The organism is Alcanivorax profundi (genome assembly GCF_003597125.1).
GTDB lineage: Bacteria > Pseudomonadota > Gammaproteobacteria > Pseudomonadales > Alcanivoracaceae > Alcanivorax > Alcanivorax profundi.
On the sequence record NZ_QYYA01000002.1, the window covers coordinates 823,205 to 843,727 of the forward strand.

Sequence of the window (20,523 nt, forward strand, 5' to 3'; positions counted from 1 at the left end):
CTTTCCCCCTGGTCCTATGGTCATGTTCGGACAACGGGGTACTATGGTGGCATAACCGTCATATTTGCATGGGGTCAGGATGACCTGCTTGGGGCGAGGGAGCGTGCATGCATTCCAATATGAAAACCCTGCTGGAACAGATGCGTATTACCGAAATGGAAATCGGGGCGCGAAAGCGGCTGCTGGAGTTTGATGACCAGGATGTCGCCGCGCTGCTGCGCTGTCGGGATCACATCGAACGTCGTCTGGATGACATCGTAGAAACCTTTTATGGCATTCAGACCAGTAATCCGGATATTGCTTCACTGATCGGGGATTCCGACACGCTTGAGCGCCTGGAGACCGCCCAGCGCCGTTATATCATGGATCTGTTTTCCGGCGCCTATGACCTGGAATACACGAATAACCGTCTGCGAATCGGGCTGGTCCACAAGCGTATTGGGGTAGAGCCCAAATTCTATCTGTCGGCGGTGTATCTGCTGCACCGGTTGCTGGTGCAAAACCTTAACGACACCATGGAGTCCGGTTTGGAGCTGCAGCGAGCACTGCTGGCACTGGACAAGCTGATCTACTTTGACGTCACCCTGGTGTTTGAAACCTATATCCTCAGTCTGGTCTCTGAAATCGAGGCAGTGAAAAACCGCACGGAAGAATATGCCAGGGCCCTGGAGGAAACGGTTGCCATGCGCAATGGCCAGTTGCGCACGGATGCACTGACCGGGCTGACAACACGCCGTTATCTGAATGAAGCCCTGCAGCGGACCGTCAAGGCGGCGCAGCGGCGCAGCGAGCCGGTTTCGTTGATATTTGTGGATGTCGATGACTTCAAGGGGCTTAACGATCGCCGCGGCCACGCTTATGGGGACCGCGTGCTGACGGAGCTGGGCAAGGTCTTGCTGGAAACGGCGCGGGGCGAGGACACCTGTGTGCGTTATGGTGGTGATGAGTTCTGTGTGCTGCTGGCCAACAGCACCGAGGAGCAGGCGGAGGCCGCCTATTGCCAGAGGATTCGGCGGTTGCTGGCGGAGCGGTTGCCGGAAGTGAGTATCAGCATGGGAGTGGTGCAGACCGGGCCCGATCATTTCGAAGATGCCGATGCCCTGCTCAAGTCTGCCGACCGGCGTATGTACCTGAACAAATCTGCCAGCAAGGATGTAGCCGCCGGCTAGCGGCGGTTACGCCACAGCACCCAGCCCATACACATCCCCCTGGCGGCCATGAAGGCGTTCATGGTGAGCCACAGGCCATGGTTTTCCCAGGGCTGGGTCAGCGCCCAGATGGCGAAAAAGAGGGCCACCGAGACCAGCATGGTATTGCGCATGGCGGCGCCCCAGGTAGCACCGACGAAGATGCCGTCCAGCCAGAAGCCGGCGCTGGCGGTCAGTGGCAACAGCAACACCCACGGCAGATATGCCGTGGCCGTATCACGGATCGCGGGCAGGTCGGTCAGCAACCCAATCAGAGGGGCGCCGCCCAACGCAAAGCCCGCCAAGCCCAGGGCCGCGCAGCCGATGGTCCAGCGTCCGGTGGCGCTCACGGCCTCACGAAATCCGGCGTGATCTCCTTTGCCCTGTGCTTCCCCCACCAGCGCCTCGGCGGCATTGGCGAAGCCGTCCAGCAGGTTGCTGAGGATCAGCAGAAAGGTGATCAGGACGGCGTTGGCGGCCAGTACCGTATCCCCCAATCGGGCGCCTTGCGCGGTAAAGAAAAAGAAGGCGGTCAGCAGCGCCAGGCTGCGAATGAAGATATCGCGGTTCACACTCATCAACGCCAGCAGCGCACTGAGCCGCCATACCGGTTCGGGCTGCGATGGCGAACGCAATGCATGACGCAGCCAGAACAGCCCGCCAATCAGGCCCACGTACTCGGCGATGGCACTGGCTGTGGCAACCCCGCGCACATCCCAGTGCCACACCTGTACCAGCAGCACATCCAGCAGGGCATTGGTGCTGTGCATCAGCACGGTCATTTTCAGTGGTACCCGCGTGTTATGGGTGCCGATGGCAAAGCCGATCAGGGCGAAATTGGCCAGTGCGGCAGGGGCACCCAGAATACGGATATCAATGTAATCCCTCGCCAGGCCTTGCGCCTCGTCACTGCCGCCCAACAGCCACAGGCCGGCCTCGCGTAGCAGGGGGCTCAGCGCAATCAGGGCGAGCCCCAGTGCGCAGGACAGTGCCAGCCCGCGTAACAGCACCACGCGGGTGTCCCGGCCCCCGCCACGGGCCTGGGACGCAAAACCGGTGGTCCCCATGCGCAGGAAATTGAACGAGAAGTACAGGAACATGAAGAAATTGCCGCCCAGCGCCACCGCGGCCAGATAGCGAGGGTGTGCCAGATGGCCGACCACCGCCGTGTCGACCAGCCCGAGCAGCGGCGCGGTCAGGTTCGACAGCAGCAATGGCCAGGCCAGCATCCAGATGCGTTCGTTAAGCGACAGACTCATTCATGCTCCGGCAAAATGCCCCGCCGCAGGAGCGTCGGTTATTCGTTGCGCTTGGTGGCGGCGCGATCGCCTGCGTTGTTAAAGGCAGATTTACCACAGAGGACATAGCGTTCACTGAGTCAAAACAATGGCTTTCCTCAGTGGTCTCCGTGATCTCTGTGGTGGAAACGTTTTTGATCCTGGTCTGGAATCGCGCCGCCAGTGACGCTCCTACGAGGTTTTGCGCAACAGCGTCAGCATAAACAAGCCGCTGGCGGCGACCACGATCGACGGCCCCACGGGCGTATTGGCAAACCAGCTCACCGTCAGCCCGGCGAGCACAGACAGGGTGCCGAGGACGCTGGCGACGATCGCCATCTGGGCAGGGGTGTGCGTCAAACGCCGGGCGCTGGCAGCGGGGATGACCAGCAGCGAAGTAATCAACAGCACCCCGACGGTACGAATGGCGCCGGCAATCAGTAGCGCCAGCAGCAGCATCAGCAACAGGCGGGTGCGTTGCACCGCCACCCCTTCGACCTGTGCCAGCTCTTCGTTGACAGTGATGCTCAACAGGGCACGCCATTGCCACACCATCATGGCAAGAATCACCAATGCACCAGCCCACAGCCCGACCACCTCTTGCCAGCCCACGGCCAGCAGATCACCGAACAGGTAGGCGAACAGGTCTACCTGGATACCGGTTTGCAGGCTGATGGCAATCACCCCCAGTGCCAGGGTGGTATGGGCCACAATCCCGAGCAGGGTATCGCTGGCCAGTTGGCGCTGGTGTTGCAGCGCGGTCAGTGCGGCGGCAAGGCCAAGGCACATGGCCACTACCCCCACATACAGGCTGATATCCAGTGCCAGTCCGAGGGCGGCGCCCAGCAAGGCTCCGTGGGCCAGGGTGTCACCGAAAAAGGCCATGCGACGCCACACCACAAATGCGCCCATGGGGCCCGAGACCAGCGCCACGGCCAGCCCTGCCAGCAAAGGAGGGAGCAGCAGTTCAATCATGGTTGCAGGGGCCTTCATGGTCGTGGTGATGGTGGTGGGCATTGCCATCCAGATCATGATCGTGGTCATGATCGTGGGTGTAGAGCGCCAGGTTCGGCGTGCCGGCAGTGGGGCCAAACAGTTCGTGGTAGGCCGGGTCCCGGCTAACGGTTTCCGGGCTGCCGGAACAGCACACATGGCGTTGCAGGCAGATCACCTCGTCGGTGGCGGCCATCACCAGGTGCAGATCGTGGGAAATCAGCAGGATGGCGCAGCCCAGTTCGTCTCGGACATCCTTGAGCAATCCATAGAGGGCATTCTGGCCGGCCACATCCACGCCCTGAGCCGGTTCGTCCAGGACCAGCAGGTCGGGTTTGCGCAGCAGGGCCCGGGCCAGTAATACCCGCTGCATTTCGCCGCCGGACAGCTTTTGCACCGCACGACGCCGCAAATGCGCGACCCCGGCCCGTTCCAGGGCGGCACGGCGGGCGGCGGTGGGGCCGCTGGCGCCCAGCCACAGGAAGCGGTCCACGGTGAGTGGCAGGCTGTCGTCGATATTGAGGTGCTGGGGCATGTAGCCGACCCGCAGGCCGCGCCGGCGCACCACCGTACCCTGATCCGGGGTCACCAAACCCAGTACCAGCCGTGCCAGAGTGCTCTTGCCTGCCCCATTGGGACCAATCAGTGTGGTGATACGGCCGGGCGCAAGATCCAGGCTCACCTCCGACAGCACCGAGGTGCCACCCAGGGTGACCGAGACCGACTCAACCTTGACCAGTGGTTCCGACATGAGAAACCCGCCCGAAGAACAAAGGCGCAATGATATACTGCTGCCCTTTCGCCTGCACGAAGCGGGCGGTAAACAACGGTGTTGGCGGCACTCAGGCAGGGGGCTGACAACAAAGGTCTGAGAGTGAATGACGCTATGCGCTGTTTGGGGTTGATTGTTCTGCTGCTGTTTGCCGGTCCGGCCTGGAGCCAGACCATCGTGGCCAGTGTGGAGCCGCTGGCCAAGCTGCTGCGCAGCCTGTATGGCCCGGAGGTGGAGGTAGTCACGCTGTTGCAGGCCAACCAGAACCCGCATCAGCTGGCGCTGTCGCCGCGTCAGGTGATGCAAGTGCGCGACGCGGATTTGCTGGTGTGGCTGGGCGCTGGAGTGGAGGCGCCGCTGGCGCCACTGGTGGCGCGACGTAACCGGCCGTCAGTGGCGCTACTGGAGCAGCCAACAGTGGAGCGTCGCGAGGGAGAGCATGCCCATCACGAGCACGGTCATGAGCATGATCACCCTGACCATAGCGATGCGCATCACAATGCCAGCCTGGATCCTCATCTGTGGTTGTCGATCAAGAACATGCAGTTGCTGGCGCAGGCGGTGGCCAACGCCATGCCCGGGGGGTTACTGCAGGGGCAGCCAGAGGTGTGGCTGCAACAGGCTGATGCCACCCGTGTAACACTCCGCCAGCAACTGGCGCCTCATGGGAACACCGACTGGTTGAGCTATCACCATCCGTGGGGGTATTTCAGTGAGACAATGGGGCTGGCTGAGCCGGTGCAGGTGAGTGTTCAATTGGATGCCGGCCCTGGAAGCCGCCGCTTTGTGGCGCTGGCCGAAGAGATTCGTGACCGTGAACTGCATTGCATGATTGTAGAGCCGGAAGCGCGAGTCAACATGCTGGAAAGGCTCTGCCCGGAGTGCCAGGCCGTGGCGCTGGATCCTCTGGGGCGCGATCAGCCGTCGTTACACTATCTCCCCTGGCTCAACACCCTGGGGGAGGGTTTTGCGCGTTGCCTGCAAGCGCGAGGCTGAAGGGGAGGCTCAGCATCGCGTCGCCGCTAACCGGACTATAAATCCCGAATCGGGATCAGTGTGGGTGGCGGTGGAGGCGGCGTCTCACTGGGTGGAGGCGCCACAGGGCGGACCGTTTCTGCCTGACGCTGGCGCATTTCCTGCTGCTCATTTTCCAGAAAGCGAGCCTCGTTACTCATGGCGTTAAGTCCCTGGCTCTCGTCGCTGGTATCCAGCTCGACCGGAGATTGCAGGTAGAGCGACTCCAGCTCATCGCCATTGAGCGGAGTGGCGGGGCCGGACTCACGGGTTTGCGGGGCCTGCTCATCAGGCGGCGCCGTATCCGGCAATTGTTCTGCGGCCAGGCTCAGGCCCGGTGCCAGCAGTAAGCTTGTTATCAGTTTTTTCATGTCTCGAATCATAGCTGCCGCCCTCCAAAAGGGGAATGTTTTCCCTGAGAGGGATGTCAAGGTGGGTCATTTCACCGATAACAGGAACCATAGCCATTGAGGCGGATTCGGAAACCGGTATGCTGGTTCGCTTTCTATGAGGGATACACATGGTTCAACCGTTGGCAATGGCATGCTGGGATCTATCCTGGCTGTTGCACCGCGACTTGCGCGACGGTGCCTTTGCCTCGTTGGAGCGTGTGCTCGACGACACCCAATTGCGTGGGTTCAATGCCCTGCGTGTGGATCCTTGCCCTCACCTGATTGCTTCGCCGGAAAATGGTATCCATCTGGATCGCTGTGAGTTAATCCCCAGTCACGGCCAACCGGTAGAAGTCAAAATCCGACATGCCTTGCAGCAGTTGATGCAATCCACCCATGAACGGGGCATGAAGCTGTGGTTCAGCAGTCACTTCATCAATGACAGCCGTGCCCGCCGCTCCTTTGTTCGGCGGCCGGCTGATTATGTGGCCGTGTGGAGCGATACGCTCTCGCTGATTCAGGAATGGGGTTACCTGGATGACGTCGCGGGGGTGGATTTTTGCTATCAGTTTCCGTCGCTGCCGGCGGCCCATGGAGTGACCCGGAGGGTCTTCGGTCGTTCGCCGGAGCGTGGCTTGCCGTCTCGCTGGTCGCCCACCGCCGCCGAACGGCTGGAGGCCTATCTGCTGGAGGTGCCACGGGCGTTGCATGCGCTGTTCCCCTCGGTGCCGGTAGGGCTCAGCACTACCTCCGCGCTCAGTGAACAGCTGCGCCAGCTGGACACCAGTGAGCTGGATTTTCTCGATTTCAGCCTGTGGCTCGATGAGGATCCCCGGTATCGGCTTGCCACTGGCGAGGCCATGCCCATGTCCGGCTTGCTTGGCCGCCTGGCAAGTCCGGTCAAACAGGTATTGCTGGATGCGGCGGGCACCCACTGGCAGCGGCGCCTGGAAGAGCAGTTGCAGCGCCGTATGGCGTTTACCCGCTTGCGGCGGCTGAGCCCGGTTTTGGGCAATGGTTTTGTGCGCCAGCCGAGAGGGCTGCGCAGTATGCCGACAGGCTGGGCGGATCTGCATGAAATGATGGTCGTGAATGCCCTGACTCAGGGCGTCGACGCCATGACCCCAACCTCGCTGGCCTCTCCGCATTATGATTGGTTGTGGCAGGAGCAGGACTACCTGGCCCACCTGAACCACATGATCCTGGCGGGAGCGCGCTGACCGGACCCGGCAGTAGAGCCTGCGGCAGGGATGGATTGTTGCAGTTATGCACCTGCCAGTGTGGCGCCTTCGAAGAAGGCGGATTCATTCGAGATCTTGCGTCCGCCAGGCAAAAATCCGGGCAAATTCTGCGGGATCCTTACTGCCCTGCCCTTCGCTTTGTTGTGCCACCGGTCCGGCCAGTCGAGACAACCAGAAACGCAGTGCGGCTACAGGTAGCGCCAGTGCCAGGCGAGCGTTATCGATCACTCCCCCCTGTTGTTGGTACGCCTTCAGTAACGCCTCTTCCCGCAGAGGTACCGGCTTGCCTTCCTCATTCACACACCAGTCGTTAAGGGTCACGGCGAGGTCGTATTCCGGGTGATCCAGGCAGGCGTTGTAGAAATCCAGCAGCGCACTGATGCGGCCGTCTTGCCAGAGCAGGTTGTCACGGAAAAGGTCGCCATGGATCAAGGTATTGCCGGTAGCGGTTGACTGCCAGGCGTCCAGCAGGGCGCGGGCGATGGGCTGTTGGGCGGCGGGTAGCTTGTCCAGCTGGGCCTGTAGTGACGCCAGCCGCTGGCGTTCAGCCGGGAGCGGCATCAGGGCGCGGGTGTCGCACTGATGGAGTCGTGCCAGCAGGGCACCAACCTGGCCGCAGCGCAGCTCATCCACGGAAAAATCATGGTCGCCCGGCAGGCGTGGCATCAGAACTGCAGGTTTGTTCGCGACCGTAATTTGCCAGCGGTTATGGGCATCCCGCAATGGGCCGGGTACGGGTAGCTGTGGGTCAGTGGCGAGTTCCGCCAACAAATGCAGGTAGGGTTGCACTGCATTGCGGTCCAGGTTTTCGAACACGGTAAGCACCAGGCCTGCTGATCGCCCCTGTGAATCTGTGGCATCAATCAGGAAGGTGCTGTTTTCAATGCCGTGGCTGGCGCCACGGAAATTCACCAGCGAATAACCAAATGCTGCCAGCACTCGGGCCATCTCTGTTGGGGGAAGTGGTGTGTAGACAGACATGAGGAGCTTCCTGGTGCGGCGGCTGAGGGGCTTCCCGGCCGATGGACAAAGACTCAGCCTGCTGGCGGTGGTATAACAGGCAGCCGAGACTCAAAGAATAACAAAAAAGGATGACTTTCCATGCGTTACTGGATGCTTTTCGGTTTGCTCATCAGCCCCGCCCTATGGGCGGCCGAAGCGGCTGGGCGTGACTCTGCCTCCCGGGTTGCCCACTTTCAGGATGCCCGCTATGGGTACGCTGCTGCAAACCTGATGCACTTCAATCTGGATTACGACCGTTACGAAACGACGCCCTCCGGCCTTGCCCTGCGTCTGGGGGGTATGGTGGATGAGAACTGGGGGGTTGAGTTGCGTTTGGGGGCTGGCCCTTCCCCGGATACCCGGCGCTCGGAAACCAGTCGCAGCAAGGTTGACTACAGCGTGGATCACGTCGCCGCGCTGCTGGCGACCGGCAAGTGGTCGTTCGCTGCCCCGGTCGCCAAACAGCATCTGGACAGTGTCTTTCTGCAAGGGTTTGCGGGCATTGCTGATGTGAAGGTCAAGACCGAAGCGCATCGTTGCAATGCGGCGGGTTGTCGTCGCGATGTGGATCGCAATGATGACACCAGTCTGGCTTTCGGTGCTGCCATTGGGGTGCGCACGGCCTGGAATATCGGTCTTAGCCTGCAGTACATGCAATACGTAGACAAGGAATACATCACCGTGACCGGGATCGAGGGCGGCCTGGAGTGGTATTTCTGATACACTCGCGCACATTCTGTTTCCGGCACGCAGCACGCTCGCCGGCAAACGCGATTGCAGATCCCATAGTCAAGGAGTCCCGATGAGCTCAGTCGCTCTGGAACGTGTTGCGCTGAAATCCCTGATGATGTTGCCGCGACCGGTGCTGTCCCGACTTGCCGCGGGAATGGAAACCCGGGCCAGGGATCATCTCGATCCGCACGTCCGTTTTCTGCTTGCGTTGAGTGCTGCCAAGCCGGCACTCAACAGTGTCCCGGTGGCGCAAGCGCGCCAGCTCTATCGTGACATGATTGCCCTGCTGGACGTGCCTGAGCGTCCCATGCCGGTAGTGGTGGATCACCAGGTGCCGGTGGCAACAGACACCGCGGTTCTGGTGCGACGTTATCGCCCCGAGAATGCTCCGCGGCTGGCTCCGGCAATCCTGTTTTTTCATGGCGGGGGATTTACCGTAGGCGGTGTCGATGAGTATGACCGTGTTTGTCGCTACATTGCCGAACGCACCAATGCCGTCGTATTGAGTGTGGACTACCCCCTTGCCCCTGAGCATCCCTCGCCGGCCGGTGCCGATCAGAGCCTGGCGGTGTGGCGATGGCTGCTGGACAACACCGCGGCGTTGGGGCTGGATTCCACGCGCCTTGCGGTCATGGGTGACAGTGCTGGCGGAAACCTGGCTGCCGTGGTCTGTCAGCAGGCGGCCCTGGCCGGGGTGCCGGTGCCGGCCTTGCAAGTGCTGGTGTATCCCACTACCGATGGGGCTCTGGCGCATCCCTCGATTCAGAATCTGGGGCAGGGTTTTGGTCTGGACCTGCCGTTGCTCACCTGGTTCCGCAGCCATTTTATTCAGGATGACGCACTGGTCGAGGATTATCGCGTATCCCCCCTGCGTAACCCTGATCTGGTCGGTCAGCCACCAGCGGTGCTGGTGACCGCCACCGACCCGCTGCGCGATGAAGGGTTGGCCTACGGGGAAAAACTGCGTGAGGCCGGGGTGTCCGTCAGCAGTCTGGATTTCCCGAGGCTGGTCCACGGTTTTTTCACCATGGGTGGCGTGATTCCCGCGGCAAAAGCGGCCCTGGATGCGATCTGCGACGCGACGGCAAATCACTTCTAGCTACGAGCTGCGAAAACCAGACATCGCAAGCCTGAAGATTTTGCCTTTTTCTACTCGTAACTCGAGACTCGGCTTTTCCTCAAAGCTCGCAGCTGCTGTTAAAATTCCCCCACAAACTGATTATAAAACTGCCGTGCAGTGCGCCCTGAGCGCACACCCTTTTCAATGGAAAAGCGCCGCGCACGAATGTGGAGTTGTTCGCGGTCTGCAACCTCACCGAACAGGTGATCCACAATTTCGAAAAATTGTGGCTCGCTGATGGGATAAAAACTCAGTCCCAGCCCAAAACGGTCCGCCAGGGAAATCTTTTCTTCCACGGCATCACCGTGGTGTATTTCCCGCCCTACCACCTGTGATTGCGCATTGTCTTTCATGTATTCAGGTAGTAGATGTCGGCGGTTGCTGGTGGCGTAAATGCGCACATTTTCCGGTGGCAGTTCCAGCGATCCTTCCAGCACGCTTTTCAAATGCTTGTATTGGTTTTCGCCGTCTTCGAACGACAGGTCGTCGCAATAAATGATGAACCGTTGGCTTCGATCGCGAATGTCATCGACGATCTCCGGCAAGTCGTGCAGGTCATCCTTGTCCACCTCGATCACGCGCAGACCACGAGGGGCATACGCATTGAGCAGGGCCTTGACGATGGACGACTTGCCGGTGCCGCGGCTGCCCCACAGCAACACATGGTTGCAGGGTTGGCCGGCCAGAAAACGCTCCGTGTTCTGGATGATCTTTCGCTTTTGTTCGTCGATGCCGAGCAGATCATCCAGTCGTACCGGGTCGGGATGTTGCACCGGGCGCAGTGACGCGGTGCGACCGCGCCAGATGGCCGCAGGCAGGGTGCGCCAGTCGAGAGGTGAGGAGGCGTTCATGAAAACTCCACAACGGATAGAAAGGGAAAAATAGTCGAGAAATCCGGTTCATCATACATGCGTCCGTCGTCAGCTTTGACTATGCTTGGGGCAGAACGCTCATGAATTCAGGAGATGCTTTGATGAAAGCTGCTGCACTGGCCTTGCCTGCCCTTGTGTTGTTGATGGCGGGCTGTACCCACAAATACGATACGGATTACCCCATGGGGCTGCCCTCCGATACGGAAAGCTGTCCGGAAGATCCGCCGCAGCAGTGCACCCAGGATTACCGTCCGGCCTATGGCTATGATGAAAACGGCGGCATTCTGGGGGAGTTTGGCAACGCCTGCATGGCTTGCGGTCAGAACGCGGTGAAATACACCTCGCCGAAACAGAACCCGGAAATGCCGCGTCCGGCGCCGCAACAGAACCCGCCCGCCAGCGCCCAGTAAGCGGGGGAGCGATTGAGCCGAGCCCTGACCCGGTTGCTGGATTTTGATGACCAGTACCGGCGTGATCAGAAACAGGATCAGGCGTTTCTGCACCGTCGTGACCGACGCTTTGCCCAGCAGCAACAGGAGCAGGGCAAGCCTCTCTCGGTGCCGGCCTGGTTGCAGGCCCTCCATGCGCTCAATGACCAGCGCCGTGATTCGGGCCCCGATGTGCGCCTGCGTCGCTGGCGGCAGGCCCGTTGGGTGTTTGCTGGTCTTGGCGCGGTGCTAGGGGCCGCCTTCATGCTGGGATTGCTGGTGTACGACGGTGGCCGTCAGATCAACCTGACCCTGCTGATGGCGCTGGTCGCCCTGCAATGCCTGCTGGCGGTGCTGACCAGTGTGCAGGCCTGGCTGGGCTGGCAACCCTGGCGCGGCCTGTTCGGTGCCCAGGCGGATGACGACCCGCTGGCCTCGCTGCGCCCTGCCCTGTCTGCCCGTATCGCCCATACCGGTGGGCTGCTGTTTGCTATCAGTGGTTTGCTGGCCTTGCTGGTCATGGTGGTGGTACAGGATCTGGCCTTTGGCTGGAGTACTACCTTGCAGACCTCTGCCGAGGGCTATCACGCTCTGGTCAGTCTGTTGGCCCAACCCTGGCAGACGCTATGGCCAGAGGCTGTGCCGAGCCAGGCGCTGGTTTCCGCCTCCCAGTTTTACCGTCTCAACAGCGAGGGGGCTGTCAGTGATCCCGCCTTGTTGGGCACCTGGTGGCCCTTTGTGTTGATGCTGTGGCTCAGCTACGTGCTGCTGCCTCGACTGGTGTTATTGGTGCTGGCGGGTCTGCAGGTGCGTTGGCAGGCCCGACGGGCACTGGCCCGGCACCCGGGCTATGCCCCCCTGCTGTACCGGTTCGAGACTCCGTGGGTGGAAACCCGCGGTGAAGAAGAGGCGCCGAGGGCCCCGGCAGAGGCCACCGTGGCCCTGTCGCCCTTGCCTGCCAGTAGCACCCTGATTCACTGGGCCGGTGCCGGCATGCGCTCAGGTGCCGTGGTAGGTGCCCTGAGTCGTGGGCCGGGCCCCCGGCAATTACGGGCCGGAGGCAACAGCACGCTCGAGCAGGATGCAGAGGCCCTGCGTGAGGCGGGCCAACGCCGGGAGCCGGTGATTCTGGTGGCGCGGGGCTGGGAGCCGCCCACGGGTGAACTCAGTGATTTCATTATGGATGCCCGCGAGCAGTGGCCTGCAGGCACCCTGCTGGCATTGGTGCCGCTGGCTGATGAAGAGGGGGCGGCGTTGACCGACCGCGGCTTGCAGGCCCAATGGCAACGGTTTGTGGAACGCCAGCAGGACTCCCATCTCCTGCTCTGTGCCCCTGAGGCCCAATCCGACAATACTCCGGTTGATGCAGACCATGGACGCTAACGACACCGGCAAGGCCGCTGACAGCCTGCCCCGCTTCGCGGTGGTGGGCCACCCCAACAAAGGCAAGTCCAGCGTGGTGGCGACCCTCGCCCAGAATGACTCCATTGCCATCGCCATGGAGCCCGGCACCACCCGCGACAGCCACCGCTATCCCATGAAGGTGGATGACGTCACCCTCTATGAATTGATCGACACCCCGGGGTTCCAGCGACCGCGCAAGCTGTTGGCCTGGCTGCAGGGGCACAGCCTGTCTGCGTCCGACCGCCCTGATACCGTGGCCGCGTTTGTGAACCAGCATAGCGATGATCCCCGTTATCACGACGAATGCGAGCTGCTGCGGCCCATTGTGGCGGGCGCCGGGATTATCTACGTGGTGGATGGGTCGGTGCCCTACAACCGCGAGCACGAAGCGGAAATGAATATCCTGCGCTGGACTGGGCGGCCCAGTCTGGCGCTGATCAACCAGATCGGCAGTGACGACTACAGTGCCGACTGGGAAGCGGCCCTGGGGCAGTACTTCCAGATTGTGCGGCGCTTTGACGCGGTGCGGGCGCCGTTCGAAAAACACCTTGATCTGCTGCGAAGTTTCGGGGAACTGGCGCCGAAATGGCGCGAAACCCTGGATGCGGCGCTGGAATACCTGCAGGCGTTGAAGTTCGGCCGGGACCACCAGGCCCTGGAGCAGATCGCCGATGCTCTCATCGACATGCTGGGCCATCAGGAAACGGCCCGGCTGGGGGAACATCAGGATGCCCGGCCCCTGTTGCCGCAGTTGCGCCAGCGCTGGCAGGCCTGGCAGCGGGAGCGGGAGCAGCGCCAGCGCCGCGCGGTAGAAGATATCTACCTGCACAGGCGGCTGCAGCGCGAAGAGTCGGATCTGACCCTGCCAGACGAAAGTGATCTGTTCAGCGAGCGAACCCGCCAGTTATGGGGGATCAGCAAGGGGCAACTGGCCGCTGCCGGTTTCGGGGCGGGGGCGGTGGGCGGTGCCGGGCTCGATGCGGTCACCTTCGGGCATTCCCTGGGAACCGGGGCCCTGGTGGGCGGGTTGCTGGGGGCAGCGGGCAGTTATTTCTACAGTGACAAGCTCAACAAGGTCAAAGTGGGCCCGCTCAGTGGGGGTTTCCGCGAAGCGGTCTACGGCCCGCTCAAGGATCCACAATTCGCCTATGTGGTGCTGGGACGCGCGTTGGTGCACTGGTATCAGGTCAGCCAGCGTAATCACGCCGGTCGAGATGTGTTGGTGGTCACCGACAGCGATGGCCATTGGCTGGACGTGTTATCCCGTGGGGACCGCAATGCCCTGCAGAAGAGCCTGCAAGCGCTGGCCCGCCGCCGCTTTGACCCAAGCAAGCGACAGCGCCTGATCGAGCAGCTGGAGCTGGCGCAACAGGCCTTTGCCCAGTGGCAACTGGAGCAATTTTGATGGCATGGAGTGGGGGCATACGGCGAATTTGTATCGTATGACCAAAATTTGCACGCCGCTGGGGCGATAAAAACGCCCTTCCGAAAGTCATTCATTGCGCCATAGGTGGGCGCAGGGGCAATCTGGCACGGACGTAAGAGGACGTGACATGCTGCCCGAAGAAATCAAACTCAGACTGGATTCCTTTTCCCGTCCTGCCTGGCGTCCCCAGGCGGGCCCGGCGGTACCAGGCGCCATGTCCAAGTTTGGAGGCCTGCCGCTGCTGAAGCCGGATGAAAGCTGGCCGTGCTGTGCCTGCTGCCACGAGCCCATGCAACTGATGGTGCAACTGGATTCCCGGGACTTGCCTGCTTCCTCGCCCTTCGGGGATGGCGTTCTGCAGGTATTTTATTGCACCAACGGAGAAGAGGATTGCGAGGTGCTTGGCCAGGCACATTTGCCTTTCTCGGATGCCTCATTGGTGCGCGTTATCCCACGAGACCAGGCCCAGGGCTTTGAGGCTCTGCCATTCAACCAGCCCAATGCGTTTCCCGAACAAGCCCTGACAGGCTGGATTGCACTGACCGATTATCCGGACAGTGAAGAAACCGAAGCGGTCAATGATCGTCATCCGAAGGGTACGCTGGCATTGTTGCATGCCCATCGACCCGCTCCACGGCCAGGGGACAAGCTGCTGGGCTGGCCTCACTGGGTGGAAGGGGTGGCGTACCCCAGTTGTCCTTGTTGCCAGCAACCGATGAACTTTGTGCTGCAACTGGACTCGTCGGATACCCTGCCCTTCTGCTTTGGCTATTATGGTTGCGCCCATGTATTTCAGTGCGACACCCACCGGGACATCATGACGCTTACCTGGCAGAACCGGGAGATGTAAGCCGGTTACTGCCCCCGCTCGCGCCGATATTGTTGTGGCGAGACCCCCATCTGTTTCTTGAATAACCGTGAAAAATAATAGGGGTCGTCATAGCCCAGCCGGGCGGCGACCTGCACTACACTCTCCTCGGTAATATCCAGCAAATAACAGGCATGGCTGACTTTGATGCGCTGAAAAGCCTGCATGGGGGTTTGTCCGGTCTGCCGTTTGTATTCACGAATAAAGTGATAACGGGACAGCGTGCTGGTGGCATCGACCAACTCGTCCAGCGACAGGCGCCGATCCAGCGCGGTTTGCAGGTAACTGTTGACCCGGGTCACGTCGAGCGTGGCATGGCGAGCCAGATGTTGATGGCGCATCAGGGCGGCAAAGGCCAGCAGGCTGCGTAGCAGGTTGGCGGCATACACCAGGTGTTCCGGTTGAACCCGGGTAGCCGCCACCAGCAGGGCCTGGAAGGTCTCCGCCAGTCGTGAATGAACGCCGATATGAACCTTGTAGTCACCGGCCTGACTGGCAATTTCGTCAAAAAAACGTGCCACATCATGGCCGCCCAGGTGCACCCAGTAGATGCTCCACGGTTGGGCCGGGTCGGCCTGGTATTGATGCGCGACCCCATTGGGCAACAACACCAGATCGCCTGCGTCGATGTATTGTTCGTGGCCATCCACCTGCAAGATTCCTTGCCCGGCAATGCAGTAGATCAACAGGTCATCCGCGGGCCTGCGCCGCTGCATGCGATGCCCCCGTGCACGTGGATAAAAGCCGACACCATGGGGCATGCAGCCTGAACACAGTGGGTGCCCGGCAATGCTGTCCAGTACCGCGGGCGGGATAACCGTCCGCTGACCGCGTTCTGACAGTGGCCAGCTGGAGGGCTCCGCGTGACCATGTGAAGAGGATGTTGAGAGGCTCATAAACCGCAATATAGTCCATTAGGCGGCAAAAAGGACTATCTGCCATCGGCTGGGGCTGTGCTACAACTGGAACCAGAACCGATACCCTCTGGAGAGTTGTTATGCCCCATCGCCTGCCCCTGTTGATCAACGGTGAGTTCGTTGCCAGTCAGACCCGTGAGTGGATCCCCGTGACCAACCCGGCTACCCAGGCAATTCTTTGTGAGGCCCCTGCTGCCACGGCAGACGAAATGGCGCAAGCCATCGCCGCTGCCAAGGCGGCGTTTGAAAGCTGGAAGGAAGTGCCGGTATCTGAGCGGGCACGGTTGATGCTGCGTTATCAGGCGTTGCTGAAAGAGCATCAGGAAGAAATTGCCGAGATCCTTAGTCAGGAAACCGGCAAGACCTTCGAGGATGCCAAGGGGGATGTCTGGCGCGGTATCGAAGTCGCCGAACAGGCCGCTAACATCGCCTCGTTGATGATGGGGGAAACGGTGGAAAACGTGGCCCGCAGCATCGACACGTATTCCTGGACCCAGCCGCTGGGCGTATGCGCAGGCATTACCCCCTTCAACTTTCCCGCCATGATCCCGCTGTGGATGTTCCCGCTGGCCATTGCTGCGGGGAATACCTTTGTCCTCAAGCCCTCCGAGCAGGACCCCATGACCCCCAACCGGTTGGTGGAACTGTTTCTTCAAGCGGGCGCGCCCCCGGGAGTGCTGCAGCTGGTGCATGGTGGCAAGGAGCAGGTGGACACCCTGCTCACCCATCCGGATATCAAGGCCGTGTCCTTTGTTGGTTCGGTGCCGGTGGGGCAGCACGTTTACCGCACCGCCACGGATCACATGAAACGGGCCCAGTGTTTCGCCGGTGCCAAGAACCACATGGTGATCATGCCTGATGCCAACAAGAACCAGGTGATCAACAGCCTGGTGGGGGCGTCCTGTGGGGCGGCGGGGCAGCGGTGCATGGCCATCAGCGTGGCCGTATTCGTCGGCGACTCAAAAGCCTGGGTGGATGAGCTCAAGGACGAGTTTGCCAACATCCGCCCCGGTGCCTGGAACGATCCGCAAGCGGCCTACGGACCACAGATCAGCCCCCAGGCCAAACAACGGGTGCTGACACTGATCAAGCAGGGCAAGGAGGAGGGCGCAACCTGTCTACTGGATGGCTCCGATTGCACCGTGGAAGGCCTGCCCGATGGTAACTGGGTTGGCCCGACCCTGTTCACCGATGTGACACCGGACATGGCCATTTACCGGGAAGAAATTTTCGGCCCGGTGTTGTGCTGTGTCACCGTGGATTCCCTGGAAGAAGCATTGGCGTTGGTGAATAACAGCCCCTACGGCAATGGCACTTCCATCTTTACCGCCAGCGGTGCTGCCGCCCGTAAATACCAGCACGAAGTGGAAGTGGGGCAGGTGGGGATCAACGTACCGATCCCGGTGCCACTGCCGTTCTTCAGCTTCACTGGTTGGAAAGGATCGTTCTACGGCGACCAGCATGCGTACGGCAAACAGGCGGTGCGGTTCTATACGGAAACCAAGACCGTCACCAGCCGCTGGTTCGACGATGACATCCCGGCAAGCGGCCCGAATATGAGTATTCATTTGAAATGATCGTAGGGCGGAAATGGGCGAATGCCCATCTCCGCATTCTGCGTTCGATGGTGGAGATACATCACTGTAGGAGCGTCGCTGGCGGCGCGATAACCGAGGCAGAAATCGCGCCGCCAGCGACGCTCCTACGGCGAGAAGGGTTAACTATCAGCGATCTTGAAAGGATCAACCGTGGATTTTTCTTTTACTGAAGAGCAGCTGGCCTTCCGCGAAACGGCCAGACAGTTTTCCGAAAAGGCTCTGGCACCCTTTGCCGCTGAATGGGATGCCAACAGCGTTTTCCCGAAGGATGCGATTCGCCAGGCGGGCGAGCTGGGGTTCTGCTCGCTGTACTGTGCCGAAGAACACGGTGGCATGGGACTGTCACGCCTGGATGCCGCATTGGTTTTTGAACAGCTCTCTCAGGGCTGCACGTCCACCACCGCCTTTATCACCATTCATAACATGGCCACCTGGATGCTGACGCGCTATGGCAATGATGCCACCCGTGCACGCTGGGCGGATGCGCTAATGTCGGGTGAAAAACTGGCGTCCTATTGTCTGACGGAGCCTAACGCCGGCTCCGATGCCGCGTCGCTGACAACTACCGCGCGAAAGGACGGTGACAGCTATGTACTGAATGGCGCCAAGGCCTTTATTTCCGGTGCAGGTGATACCGATCTGCTGGTATTGATGGCGCGTACGGGTGGGCAGGGTGCTGGCGGCATTTCCTGCTTTGCCGTGCCTGCAGACACGCCGGGGATTTCCTACGGGCGCAATGAAGACAAGATGGGCTGGAAAAGCCAGCCCACCCGCGCGGTGATCCTGGAACAGGCCCGTATCCCGGCCGAGTGCCTGATGGGTGAAGAAGGGCAGGGCTTCAAAATCGCCATGAGTGGCCTTGATGGCGGGCGTATCAATATTGCCAGTTGCTCACTGGGCGCGGCCCAGGCGGCCTTGAAGCAAGCGCAGCAGTATGTGCAGGAACGCAAACAATTTGGCCAGGTCATCGGCGATTTCCAGACCGTGCAGTTTTCTCTGGCAGATATGGCAACGGAGCTGGTCGCGGCACAGCAGATGGTACGGCTGGCCGCCTGGAAGCTGGATCACAATCACCACGACAAAAGCATGCTCTGCGCCATGGCCAAACGCATGGCCACGGACCTGTGTTTCAACGTCTGTAACCAGGCACTTCAACTGCACGGGGGCTATGGATACATCCGCGAATATCCATTGGAGCGCTACCTGCGTGATGCCCGCGTTCACCAGATTCTGGAAGGGACCAACGAAATCATGCGCGTGATCATTGCGCGCAATGTGCTCAAGGATTTGTCGTTTCTGTAAAGAAAAGCCGGACGTCTGGGGTTAGACCTCAGACGATAAAAAAACGGGTTCAAGCGTCTGGCTTACAAGCTCAGACCCTTTACCCAATACGCATCAATATCCGTCCGTGTAAGAGGCAGGGAGAGATAACAATGAAAATCGGATTCTTCGGTGTCGGTCATATGGGTGGCCCCATGGCGGCCAACCTGGTCAAGGCCGGCCATGAGGTGATTGCCTTTGATCTGGTGCCCGAGCTTCTCAACGCGGCGGTGGAACAGGGTGCCAAAGCGGCAGACAGTGCCGCGCAAGCGGTGCAGGGCGCTGACGTTGTCATTAGCATGTTGCCGTCGGCGGGCGCCGTGCGTGGCCTCTATCTGGGTGAAGCGGGTGTGCTGAAGCATATCGATGCCAGTGCCCTGATTATCGACTGCTCCACCATCGATGCCGACACAGCCCGTGAGGTGGCCGCCATCGCCAAAGAGCAGGGCAGGGTGATGATCGATGCGCCGGTCTCCGGTGGGGTGGGCGGCGCCAAAGCCGGTACGCTGACCTTTATCTGTGGTGGTCAGGAAGAGGCCATTGATCGGGCACGTCCCGTGCTCGAGTGCATGGGAGCGCAGGTATTTCGTGCCGGGGACAATGGCGCAGGGCAGCTGGCCAAAATCTGTAACAACATGCTCCTCGCCATCCATATGATTGGTACGGCAGAAGCCTTGCAGATGGGGGCAGATCATGGTCTCGATCCTGCGGTGCTTTCGGAGATCATGAAAGCCAGCTCCGGGGATAACTGGTCGCTGGACAAGTACAACCCCTGGCCCGGCGTCATGGAAAATGTGCCGGCATCAAACGAGTATGAAGGCGGCTTCGCCGTCAAACTGATGAACAAGGATCTGGGGTTGGCGCTGCAAGCTGCACTAAGCAGCCAGTCGGCGACACCCATGGGGAATCTGGCGAAATCCCTGTATGCCGCTCATGGTAATCATGGCTACGCTGAAAAAGACTTTTCCAGCATTCAGCGTTTTTTTCGACACAAGGAGTAGGGCGTAAGACAGTTAACGCCCGCAGCACGCGCGGGTACGGAATGGAGGCGAAGCCGCAATGTAGCAGACGTCGCCGTCCCTGCGATTGTTAGCACTCAAGTTGCACATTCAATGACTTTGAAATCATAAACATCTCCATCTTTTGATGCGGCAACGACTCGATCACCTCCCAGATATCCAACTCTCGTCCCTGGATCAACGACGCAGCTGGAGTAGTTCTCAGTTTCAAAATGAAAGGCAAACCAGCGGACGAAATCACCGATTCCGTTAAGGTAAACATCATTGCGAGCCAACCCATATCCACATAAGGCCAAAATCAGAAAGAATGCAACGAAGCGAACACAATACTTAGCTTCTGTTCCCTTTTTATTTAAGCCTTCACTGCGGGGACCGAGGAGAGACTTGATTGAAAGCTGTCCAGTTTCCGAATAAAGCATGACCTGAAATACTGGAATTAGCACCAAGCCAAGTGCCAATACAAATATTCCAATCACAACTGGCGCCACAAGGATAGCGACAAGCGTTTGTGTATATGGAAACGCAGACGATGGCACTTTTAGCGTCTCGTTCACCATAAGCTGAGCGAAAGCAAAAGAAACCGTTGCTCCAGCAATAGTGATTGCTGCCCATACAGCCTTAACAATTAGAGATTCACTGGCTTTCTTGAGTACCGGTGATAGGTAAGTCCAAAACCCATAGATGAGGAACCCTACTGCCACATAAGCCAATACTTGAGGAAGCTCTACGTCGAAATAGCGACTTGGCTTAATTGCGACAAATGCAAACACGAATAGAATTGCAGCAATCCAATATGCTAGCTCTTCCTCCGTCATTACTGAAAATTTTTCCAGAATCCATCTACGCATAAGGCTCCCGGTTTTGATCGCTAACGCCTCGCTAACGCCCACGTTCAGGCGAGTTTGAGGCGATGTGCATTCTTGCGGAAGCACGGATGCACA

Annotated in this window: 20 protein-coding genes; 12 read left to right on the forward strand and 8 right to left on the reverse strand. The window is 60.0% G+C overall.

Annotated elements, in window-relative coordinates; genetic code table 11:
• Positions 1 to 107: 107 nt before the first annotated feature.
• Complete coding sequence (locus D4A39_RS09125) at positions 108 to 1,169, forward strand: GGDEF domain-containing protein (RefSeq protein WP_119917936.1); 1,062 nt, start codon at positions 108 to 110, stop codon at positions 1,167 to 1,169.
• On the opposite strand, the gene D4A39_RS09130 is transcribed toward D4A39_RS09125, so the two are convergent.
• The 3 genes from D4A39_RS09130 to znuC all read right to left on the reverse strand — a co-directional run bounded on the left by D4A39_RS09130 (position 1,166) and on the right by znuC (position 4,208).
• On the reverse strand, positions 1,166 to 2,446 hold the full coding sequence (locus D4A39_RS09130) for an MATE family efflux transporter (RefSeq protein ID WP_119917937.1): 1,281 nt from the start codon (positions 2,444 to 2,446) through the stop codon (positions 1,166 to 1,168). The genes D4A39_RS09125 and D4A39_RS09130 overlap by 4 nt on opposite strands.
• Before the next feature lie 210 nt (positions 2,447 to 2,656).
• Positions 2,657 to 3,439 (reverse strand): zinc ABC transporter permease subunit ZnuB, encoded by a 783-nt coding sequence (znuB, locus tag D4A39_RS09135; protein ID WP_031226729.1) that lies wholly within the window; start codon positions 3,437 to 3,439, stop codon positions 2,657 to 2,659.
• Positions 3,432 to 4,208 carry a zinc ABC transporter ATP-binding protein ZnuC gene (gene znuC, locus D4A39_RS09140; protein WP_022986050.1) on the reverse strand — a complete coding sequence of 259 codons (777 nt, stop codon included), beginning with the start codon at positions 4,206 to 4,208 and terminating at the stop codon, positions 3,432 to 3,434. Before znuC ends, znuB begins: the two co-directional genes overlap by 8 nt.
• 123 nt (positions 4,209 to 4,331) lie before the next feature.
• On the opposite strand from znuC, the gene D4A39_RS09145 reads away from it, so the two are divergent.
• Positions 4,332 to 5,225, forward strand: coding sequence for a metal ABC transporter substrate-binding protein (locus tag D4A39_RS09145; RefSeq protein ID WP_233552446.1), 894 nt, complete (start codon positions 4,332 to 4,334; stop codon positions 5,223 to 5,225).
• Between the two features lie 35 nt (positions 5,226 to 5,260).
• Here the strand turns inward: D4A39_RS09145 and D4A39_RS09150 are convergent, their stop codons facing one another.
• Positions 5,261 to 5,614 carry a hypothetical protein gene (locus D4A39_RS09150; protein WP_233552447.1) on the reverse strand — a complete coding sequence of 118 codons (354 nt, stop codon included), beginning with the start codon at positions 5,612 to 5,614 and terminating at the stop codon, positions 5,261 to 5,263.
• Positions 5,615 to 5,763: 149 nt separating this feature from the next.
• On the opposite strand from D4A39_RS09150, the gene D4A39_RS09155 reads away from it, so the two are divergent.
• A complete protein-coding gene (locus D4A39_RS09155; protein ID WP_022986053.1) occupies positions 5,764 to 6,855 on the forward strand; it encodes a cellulase-like family protein in 1,092 nt (363 codons plus the stop codon).
• An 84-nt stretch (positions 6,856 to 6,939) separates the two neighbouring features.
• Here D4A39_RS09155 and D4A39_RS09160 read toward each other — a convergent pair whose 3' ends face one another.
• On the reverse strand, positions 6,940 to 7,857 hold the full coding sequence (locus D4A39_RS09160; RefSeq protein ID WP_022986054.1) for a homoserine kinase: 918 nt from the start codon (positions 7,855 to 7,857) through the stop codon (positions 6,940 to 6,942).
• A gap of 120 nt (positions 7,858 to 7,977) precedes the next feature.
• Here D4A39_RS09160 and D4A39_RS09165 point away from each other — a divergent pair, with 120 nt between their 5' ends.
• On the forward strand, positions 7,978 to 8,598 hold the full coding sequence (locus tag D4A39_RS09165) for an outer membrane beta-barrel protein (protein ID WP_119917939.1): 621 nt from the start codon (positions 7,978 to 7,980) through the stop codon (positions 8,596 to 8,598).
• A gap of 82 nt (positions 8,599 to 8,680) precedes the next feature.
• Entirely contained in the window at positions 8,681 to 9,709 is a 1,029-nt protein-coding gene (locus D4A39_RS09170; protein ID WP_119917940.1) for an alpha/beta hydrolase, read from the forward strand.
• Positions 9,710 to 9,807: 98 nt separating this feature from the next.
• Here D4A39_RS09170 and D4A39_RS09175 read toward each other — a convergent pair whose 3' ends face one another.
• A complete protein-coding gene (locus D4A39_RS09175) occupies positions 9,808 to 10,581 on the reverse strand; it encodes an ATP-binding protein (RefSeq protein WP_119917941.1) in 774 nt (257 codons plus the stop codon).
• A 122-nt stretch (positions 10,582 to 10,703) separates the two neighbouring features.
• On the opposite strand from D4A39_RS09175, the gene D4A39_RS09180 reads away from it, so the two are divergent.
• From D4A39_RS09180 to D4A39_RS09195, 4 genes are all read left to right on the forward strand, one after another.
• Positions 10,704 to 11,012, forward strand: coding sequence for a hypothetical protein (locus D4A39_RS09180; RefSeq protein WP_119917942.1), 309 nt, complete (start codon positions 10,704 to 10,706; stop codon positions 11,010 to 11,012).
• Positions 11,013 to 11,024: 12 nt separating this feature from the next.
• Positions 11,025 to 12,413, forward strand: coding sequence for a DUF2868 domain-containing protein (locus tag D4A39_RS09185; protein ID WP_119917943.1), 1,389 nt, complete (start codon positions 11,025 to 11,027; stop codon positions 12,411 to 12,413).
• Positions 12,403 to 13,839 (forward strand): GTPase/DUF3482 domain-containing protein, encoded by a 1,437-nt coding sequence (locus D4A39_RS09190; RefSeq protein WP_119918030.1) that lies wholly within the window; start codon positions 12,403 to 12,405, stop codon positions 13,837 to 13,839. Before D4A39_RS09185 ends, D4A39_RS09190 begins: the two co-directional genes overlap by 11 nt.
• Before the next feature lie 148 nt (positions 13,840 to 13,987).
• A complete protein-coding gene (locus D4A39_RS09195; protein ID WP_119917944.1) occupies positions 13,988 to 14,710 on the forward strand; it encodes a DUF1963 domain-containing protein in 723 nt (240 codons plus the stop codon).
• A gap of 5 nt (positions 14,711 to 14,715) precedes the next feature.
• Here the strand turns inward: D4A39_RS09195 and D4A39_RS09200 are convergent, their stop codons facing one another.
• On the reverse strand, positions 14,716 to 15,624 hold the full coding sequence (locus D4A39_RS09200) for a helix-turn-helix domain-containing protein (protein ID WP_119917945.1): 909 nt from the start codon (positions 15,622 to 15,624) through the stop codon (positions 14,716 to 14,718).
• 101 nt (positions 15,625 to 15,725) lie between these two features.
• Between D4A39_RS09200 and D4A39_RS09205 the strand changes: the two genes are divergently transcribed.
• From D4A39_RS09205 to mmsB, 3 genes are all read left to right on the forward strand, one after another.
• Positions 15,726 to 17,222, forward strand: coding sequence for a CoA-acylating methylmalonate-semialdehyde dehydrogenase (locus D4A39_RS09205; RefSeq protein ID WP_119917946.1), 1,497 nt, complete (start codon positions 15,726 to 15,728; stop codon positions 17,220 to 17,222).
• Between the two features lie 171 nt (positions 17,223 to 17,393).
• Complete coding sequence (locus D4A39_RS09210) at positions 17,394 to 18,545, forward strand: acyl-CoA dehydrogenase family protein (protein ID WP_119917947.1); 1,152 nt, start codon at positions 17,394 to 17,396, stop codon at positions 18,543 to 18,545.
• A gap of 131 nt (positions 18,546 to 18,676) precedes the next feature.
• Positions 18,677 to 19,564 (forward strand): 3-hydroxyisobutyrate dehydrogenase, encoded by an 888-nt coding sequence (gene mmsB / locus D4A39_RS09215; protein WP_119917948.1) that lies wholly within the window; start codon positions 18,677 to 18,679, stop codon positions 19,562 to 19,564.
• 95 nt (positions 19,565 to 19,659) lie between these two features.
• Here mmsB and D4A39_RS09220 read toward each other — a convergent pair whose 3' ends face one another.
• Entirely contained in the window at positions 19,660 to 20,430 is a 771-nt protein-coding gene (locus tag D4A39_RS09220) for a hypothetical protein (protein ID WP_119917949.1), read from the reverse strand.
• Positions 20,431 to 20,523 lie beyond the last annotated feature (93 nt).